Annotated in this window: 8 protein-coding genes; 4 read left to right on the forward strand and 4 right to left on the reverse strand. The window is 21.3% G+C overall.

Annotation, left to right across the window (positions count from 1 at the left end):
- Nucleotides 1-6: 6 nt before the first annotated feature.
- Nucleotides 7-1,017, reverse strand: a complete 1,011-nt coding sequence (locus ACTTBO_RS07800; protein WP_440657155.1) for an NAD-dependent epimerase/dehydratase family protein — start codon at nt 1,015-1,017, stop codon at nt 7-9.
- On the reverse strand, nt 1,010-2,719 hold the full coding sequence (locus ACTTBO_RS07805) for an LIC_10190 family membrane protein (RefSeq protein ID WP_440657156.1): 1,710 nt from the start codon (nt 2,717-2,719) through the stop codon (nt 1,010-1,012). Before ACTTBO_RS07805 ends, ACTTBO_RS07800 begins: the two co-directional genes overlap by 8 nt.
- Nucleotides 2,720-2,747: 28 nt before the next feature.
- Here ACTTBO_RS07805 and ACTTBO_RS07810 point away from each other — a divergent pair, with 28 nt between their 5' ends.
- Nucleotides 2,748-3,590 carry a hypothetical protein gene (locus tag ACTTBO_RS07810; protein WP_440657157.1) on the forward strand — a complete coding sequence of 281 codons (843 nt, stop codon included), beginning with the start codon at nt 2,748-2,750 and terminating at the stop codon, nt 3,588-3,590.
- Nucleotides 3,591-4,586 carry a hypothetical protein gene (locus ACTTBO_RS07815; protein WP_440657158.1) on the forward strand — a complete coding sequence of 332 codons (996 nt, stop codon included), beginning with the start codon at nt 3,591-3,593 and terminating at the stop codon, nt 4,584-4,586.
- Here ACTTBO_RS07815 and ACTTBO_RS07820 read toward each other — a convergent pair.
- Together ACTTBO_RS07820 and ACTTBO_RS07825 are read right to left on the reverse strand one after the other, a co-directional pair.
- Entirely contained in the window at nt 4,522-5,313 is a 792-nt protein-coding gene (locus ACTTBO_RS07820) for a glycosyltransferase (protein ID WP_440657159.1), read from the reverse strand. The genes ACTTBO_RS07815 and ACTTBO_RS07820 overlap by 65 nt on opposite strands.
- Before the next feature lie 14 nt (nt 5,314-5,327).
- The gene (locus tag ACTTBO_RS07825) at nt 5,328-6,101 is read right to left on the reverse strand and encodes a hypothetical protein (protein ID WP_440657160.1); all 774 of its coding nucleotides are present in this window, start codon (nt 6,099-6,101) and stop codon (nt 5,328-5,330) included.
- Nucleotides 6,102-6,173: 72 nt separating this feature from the next.
- Between ACTTBO_RS07825 and ACTTBO_RS07830 the strand changes: the two genes are divergently transcribed.
- On the forward strand, nt 6,174-7,541 hold the full coding sequence (locus ACTTBO_RS07830; RefSeq protein ID WP_440657161.1) for an O-antigen ligase family protein: 1,368 nt from the start codon (nt 6,174-6,176) through the stop codon (nt 7,539-7,541).
- The coding region (locus ACTTBO_RS07835) for an FAD-dependent oxidoreductase (RefSeq protein WP_440657162.1) at nt 7,531-7,927 on the forward strand (397 nt) is incomplete at its 3' end. The genes ACTTBO_RS07830 and ACTTBO_RS07835, both read left to right, overlap by 11 nt.

Genomic DNA, 7,927 nt, shown 5'->3' on the forward strand with positions numbered 1-7,927 from the left:
AAAATGTTAGGATTTTAAATTTTTTTTAGTAAATCTAATAAATTCATCATTTTTCTTATTCAAGTAAATTTCCTCAATCCAACTATAAGTTTTATGAATACCTTGCTTTAAAGTATATTTATAATTCCAACCTAATATTTTTTTTATCTTATCATTATTACTAGATCTTCCTTTTACTCCCTGTGGTTTATCAAGCTGATAATTTCTTTTAAATTTTTTTTTAGATAAATCTTCTGCAATATCAATTAGTTGATTTATTGTAACTTTTTCATCACTACCAATATTTATAGGTTCAGAATGATTAGAATGGAAAAGTTCTAAAACTGCATCTATACAATCGTCGATATATAAAAAACTTCTTGTTTGTGTTCCATCACCCCAAACATCTATCGTATCTTTGTTATTAATTTTTGCCTCAATTATTTTCCTACACATAGCAGCTGGTGCCTTCTCACGACCTCCATCAAAAGTTCCCATTGGTCCATAAATATTATGAAACCTTGCAACTCTAGTTTCTAAACCATAATCTTCAGTAAAATGTCTGCACATCCTTTCACTAAATAATTTTTCCCATCCATATCCATCTTCTGGCATTGCTGGATAAGCATCTTCCTCTTTTAACCCCTCTATATTAGGATCAGTTTGTAATTCTTTATTATATGCACATGCACTGGATGAAAAAAAATATCTCTTAATCTTATTAATTTTACAAGCTCTTAATAAATTTGTGTTTATCAATACAGACAACATACAATCAGCTTTATTATTTTCTATAAATCCTATTCCACCCATATTGCATGCAAGATTAATAACATAGTCTACATTTTGAGACATTTTTAAACAGTTTTCATACTCTTGCATATCTAATGAATAATTTTCGACATTTTCAAATTTTTGGAACCACAAATCTAGTGGCTTTAAATCTACTGCTCTCACTATATTTTTTTCATCCAACAACCTCTTAATTAAATGACCTCCAATGAAGCCTCCACCACCTACAATCAAATATTTATTCATATTTTTCCTCTCTAGAAATAATCATATAACTTAATTTTTTTTCAAAATTTAAACCACTACCTTTCCCCATATGACAAATATAAGGGATTGACCAGCAATATTTTTTTTTATGGTATTTATCATTTGAGTCTGGATAATTTACTTTAAAATTACCTTTTCTACTCTGTGAATAATTAAAAACAAGTATTTCTGGCCAATAGGACGTACTTTCATAGTTTTTAATTCTATTAATATTTTTTGTAATATTAAACATCAACGCCAATACAAATATAAATAAAATTCCCTTTTTAAACATGAAGTTACTATTTAGTTTATTTAAAATTAAATAAAGGACTAAAAAATTTAAAACTAATAGATAAGGGACTCCAAATCTTATTACAGGAGATCGATTAAACCACAGAAATAAACCAACTAAAATAAATAGCAAAATTGATACTGATAAAATATTAAATCTTATAATAAGTTTTTTTTCGTTATTTTTATTTATAAATATTTGTTTTTTGAAAAAATTTTTAAAGTTAATAAAAAATAAAATAAGTATTGGGGCCCAATATGCTGTTAAATGATCTAAAAACTCAGGTTTATTTCTTTCAAACCATGTTTGGACCCAATTAAAATTCTTAACATATTCCTCAGGAGATAAATTTCCTGAATAATTGCTAAACGATTTATTTACCGCACCAGTTGCACTATTAACAGCTTCTGTTATTCCTGTATTATGCCAAAGAACAGATTTAAAACATGTAAAATCAAAAAAAGGTATAAAACAACCAGAATATATAAATTGTTGTACTAGCCAAAAAAGTATAAGTGTTGAAGAAAAAATAAGTGGTCGAATTATAAATTGAATATTAATTTTTTTTTTATAAATTAAAAAAAAAGATGATAAAACTAATAATGGTGACATAAAAGTAGATAGCTTTATTGTTAAGCAATAAGTTGAAAATAACAAAACTAATACAAAATATTTTTTAATTAATTCAACATTATCTTCCTCAAAAATTTTTAAAAAATAAAAAAAACTTAAAACTAGAAAAATATTTGCAGGAAAATCGAAACCATGTTCAGAAATTCTTGAAAATTTTATAATAAAATAGAGTGAAGATGTAAGGATAAATAAATTAGAAATATTAGTTTTAAAAATAATTTGTTTTGACTCTTTTAGGAATAGACATAATACAAAAAAGTATAGAGTAGAATTTGAAAGTTGTGTGCCTTTTATCTTCAATAAAGGTAAATTTAAAATAGACGAAAAATTCAACCAACTAGAGTTCCATGCAAAATTTACTTGAATATTTGACAATCCAAAAATAATTTTATCTGAAATCATATTGATTATATAAGGCAAATGATAGTAACCATAATCTTCATTAGGCTTATACTTAATAGTCATTATAAAAACTGTAAGTATTGATATAGCTAAAATTTTGTAATCAAATTTTTTAAAATATATTTTTTTTTCTTCTGTGAAAAAAAAAATTATTAATATTATAAAAAAAATAAAAAAATTATTAATCTCACTTAGTGGAAAAAAAAAATGAATTAAAAAAGTTGTGAAAGTTAAAGTTATAATTCCAATTAATCCTATTTCATAAATCTCAAGACTTATTGCGCTATTTTTAAATAAAAATCTGGAAGATATAATTCCTGTAATTATAATTAAAAAAGTTATAAGAATTAAAAAAATTAAAATTTCAAACATATGTGAATAAATAATTCAAAGTAAAAAAATGTTAAATAAAAAAATTATTTTATGTTCTACAATTAAAAATGAAGAGAGAAATTTAAAAAAATTCTTCTCTATTTTGAATGATATCACTGAAAATTTTGAAGATTATTATTTAATTTTTGTTCTCTCTGATTGCACTGATAATTCAAAAAAACTTTGTCAAAATTATCTCAAAAATAAGAAAGGTTTTGTTTTAACTAAAAATTTTAAAAAACAATTTAATAGAATAAAACGACTAGAAATTTGTAGAAATGAATATTTAAATTACATAAACAATAAAAAAAAATTAAAAAATTTCAATTATTTGTTAGTCATGGATGCTGATAATGTGAATAATAATATAAATTTCAACATAATAAAAAACTCTTTAAAGAAAAAAGAATGGAATGCTTTGTTTGCTAGTCAAAGTATATTTTATTATGATATTTTTGCTTTAAGAATTAAAGGTTTAATTGAATATAATTTTATTGATAAAATAAAAAATGAATTTGAGATTTATAAAACACAAAATTTAATTGTAAAAAAACTTTTTAAAAAATATTTAGTTAAATTTTTTTTTCTTAATAAAATAAAAAAAAATAGGTATATTGAAGTTATATCTGCATTTGGTGGATTGGCAATTTATAGATTAGATAAGATATTAAATTTTAATTATGATAGTCAAAATGGGAATGTATGCGAACATGTTGGATTAAATAAGAGATTGCATAAAAAATATGGAAAATTGTATATAGATAAAAAATTAATAAATGGACATGGAATTAATATACATACGATAAATGGATTGTTATGTTTTTATTTTGAATATTTTGCAAAAAGATTTTTTAAAAAAATTAGTAAGTAAATGCTTATAAATTATTTTTTTTTAAATTTATTTCTAATACTAATTATAATAAAGTTTAAAGAGTTAATTTCAGAAAAATTAAATTTAATACTTCATCCTAACAAAAAAACATTTCATAAAAATAAATCGTATTTGTTGGGTGGCATTATTCTTTTCCAAGGTTATATTATTAATTATTTTTATGTAATTAATAATTCAGACAATCACATATATCTAAGTATTTTCATAACTTTTTTATTTTTTTTAATAGCAATAATAGATGACATTAGCGATGTATCTCCATACTTAAAAATTATTTTTTGTTGTTTTGTAAGCTATCTTGTAATTGTTAATGATATAACTTTGACAATTAAAACTTTAAATTTATTGTCTATTGGTACTTTATACTTTCCAGATAATATATTTATAATAATATTTTTTCCAATTTTATGCTTGGTAATATTTGTAAATGCATTTAATTTTATAGACGGTATTGATGGTTTAGCAAGTTTGGTTGGTTTAAGTATATTTCTTTATTTGATTTCAAAAAACTATACCTTATTAAGTACTTTCTTTATTTTACTTTCTTCAATAATTATTTTTACATTTTTAAATTTGAAATATAATTTTTTCTTAGGTGATTCTGGAAATTATATAATTTCAATTACTATTTCTACTATATTAATAAAAGAAAATTATCTAAATCCTCAACTATATTATGTTGAAGAAATTTTTTTAATAATGATGTTGCCTGGGTTAGATTTTATTAGACTGTTTTTTAAAAGAATAAAAAATAACAAAAATCCGTTGTTTGGAGATTTAAATCATTTGCATCATTTGATGTATTATAAATTCGGTCATATAAAAACACTAATATACTATTTAATAATAGTAAATTTGCCTCTATATATATACCTAATTTTTGAAATTAATTTATATTTAATTCTAATAGTTATTTTAACAATTTATATGTATTTAATAAAAAAACTGTCTTTAAAACAATATAAGGCAAAATAATTAGTGAAATAAAAAGCCTAATATATCTAAAACTTAAATGCTTAAAATATACATTTGAATTTTTTTGATATTCAATTTTTTTTGTTTTTGAATCTTGACCTGGCCAACTTCTAAAATATCCAATTTTAATATAATAAGTTTTCAAAAGAGCAAATTTTGAAAATTTCATCCATAGTTTATAATCTCCTGCGATTGTAGGTTTAAGACCAAATCCACGTACTTTTAAAAATAAGGATTTTTTAAATGCAACAGATTCTTGTTGTAAGTATCCCCAAATATCATGCCTAGCAAAGCCAAATTTAAATATAAATTTTGGGTAGACATAAGGAATGCCAAAAAATTTATAACCATATTTTATGTATCCATTAATTCCATTTATCCATTCTAAACTTGGTTTAGCTTTAAAAATTTTTTTTACATTTTCTATTGCATTTGGATGAAGTAAATCATCAGAATTTATCCATATTATTATTTCACCACTAGCCATTTTAATACCTTTTTCTACAGCATCGTATATTCCGTTATCTTCTTTGATAACTAATTTATCAATTTTTTTTTTATATTTTTGTAAAATTTTTTTTGACTTATCTTTAGAATTACCATCAATGACAATATACTCAAAATTTTTATCCGTTTGTTTTAATACAGATAATATTGTTTGCTCTAAATATTTTTCTCCATTGTAATTTGGAGTAATTACAGAAATAAAAAATTTTTTTTTTTTCATATAAAGGTTTTTAATTACACATATTTTAAAGGTAAATTTTTAATCAATTTATATTGATCTTTAGCTCTACTTCTACTCCATTTATTTCTTAGAACTCCCTCTTTATATGCATCTGTGAAAGTAATCTCTTTCAAATATTTTAAATTTGAAAATTTTGAATTTACAAAAATTGCATTTACGCCATCGATTGTTTTAACTAATTTAAAATCAAACTTTTTAAATAACTTAATAAATGCTTTTAAGGATGCTCCATGATAAAATCCAGTTTTATCAAATTTAAATCTATCAAATTTTTTTTTATAGGGGATTGTTATCGGCAAATTTAAAAAGGAAGCGTTATATTCAACTACAAAAATTTCTGGAAAAATTTTGCTGTTTAAAAGTTCCTTTATTATCCAGTAATCATTACCGTCTATATCAATAGAAATACATCCAATTTTTTTTTTATTTATAATTTTGGTTAAATTCTCTTTCGTAATAAAATAATTCTTAACTTTGACATTTTTATTAATTATAAAAATAATCAATTTCATTATTAAACAATTTATTTTTCTACCTCCGTCTATCAAAACTCCTGAAAAATTATTTTCAATTAAGCCAATACTATTAAATTCTAAATGGTGAAATCCAATTTCAATAAATGATTTATTTTTTAGTTTTTTTGAAATTTTTTTTAAAAAAATATTTTCTTTATTATGATTCTGGCTTTTTGCTATTTTGTAATAAAAATTCTTGTTTACAATAATTTTTAATATTAAAAAAACTTTTCGAAAAAACTTTGTAATCATTTAAATTATGATGATAAATAAAATTAATATAATTTATAGTACACATATAATATTTATTAACTAGAATATTTTATGCAAATAAAAATAGATATGGATACTAATAAAAATGATAAATTAAAGTCTATTTCTTTAATATCTTTAACCTGTATCACTCCCTTATTTTATATTCTAGGAAGTTTTTATGCAAATTTTATTACTGTTTCTTGTTTATTATGGGTAATTATATTTCATAATAATGAAATAAAAAATTATTTAAAATATAATTATATTTTTTACACATTAATATTTTTTTTAGTTATTAACATAATAGTTTCTGAAGATAAGTTTAATACAGCACACAAAGCATTTGGATATTTAAGATTTACTGCTTATGGTTTGTTTGTCTTAATTGCTTTTGATTTTCTTAAAAACAAGAACTTAAAACAGATAGGTATTTTTTTGTTAATTTTTAATATTTTAGTATCTTTTGATACAATATACCAATTTATATTTGATATTGATTTTTTTGGAAATTCAGTAAACTATAAACATGCATATGGTAGGTTATCAGGACCTTTCGGAACAGAATATATAGTAGGAATATATTTATTTTGTTTTGGAATAATAAGTATATTTTTTATCAATCTTTTTTTTAATTTAAATAAGTTTTCAAATTTTTTATTATTTTTATTTTTCTTTATTACTATATTTATAACAGGAGAAAGAAATGCATTTTTAACAACACTTATTTTTTTATTTTTTTTATTTTTTATAAATAAAGAAAATAGAGGATTAATTTTATTTATTTTTGTTTCATTAATAATCTCTACTATTATAATTATTTCTTATTCAAAAGTTTTAAAAACTAAATATAACTTTTTAAATTTACCTACTGTTTCTAATAGTCAAACTGAAATTCTATCAAAAAATAATGAGTCTGAAAAAAATCAGGATATAAATAAGAATGAGAAAAAATTTGAGAAAAATAAAATAAATAACAATAAAAATAATAATACAAATAATAAACTAGAAAAATTAAAAAAAATATTTTTTAATAACATGTGGTTTGCCCACTATAAAGCTGGAATACTTATATTTAAAGATAACTTTTTTTTTGGTACTGGTATAAAATCTTTTAGAAATGAATGTATAAAAGTAATAGAATATGAAGGTGTAGTATGTACTACGCACCCACACAATATATACGTAGAATTGCTATCAGATACTGGAATTATTGGTTTAATGTTTTTTTTATTTTATGTATATAAAATAATAGAAATTTTTATAAAAAGAAAACTTTATAATAATTTTGCGTACTCTATTGTGTTAGCAATGAATTTATCATTTATTTTTCCCTTTAAACCTCATGGAAGCTTTTTTACTACAAATAATGCTTTTTTATTTTGGTATATTTTTTCAGTATTAATTTGGATAGTTCATTCAAAAAAAAATGAAATATAAAAAAATTTGTATTGTTGGGGCTGGACTTTTTGGTTGTACATTTGCCCTAATTCTGAGCAAAGCTGGATATAATATTGATCTATATGAAAAAAACCCAGATATAATGGGGGAAACATCACTTAAAAACCAACAAAGGTTTCACCTTGGCTACCACTACCCCAGATCTAGCAAAACAATATCTGAAATAAAAAATTCATTTAAAAACTTTGTAAAATTTTACGGTAAAAATATTTTTGGTAAAACAACAAATATTTATGCCATTTCAAAAATAAATTCAAAAATCAGTTTCCAAAAATATATTTCAATATTAAAAAAAAATAAATTAAGTTTTAAAAAAAATTATAATAATAAAATATTCTCTAATTTAATTGAAGATAGTATAATAG

The sequence above is a fragment of the Candidatus Pelagibacter sp. HIMB1509 genome (assembly GCF_052047855.1).
In the GTDB taxonomy this organism is placed as follows: domain Bacteria; phylum Pseudomonadota; class Alphaproteobacteria; order Pelagibacterales; family Pelagibacteraceae; genus Pelagibacter.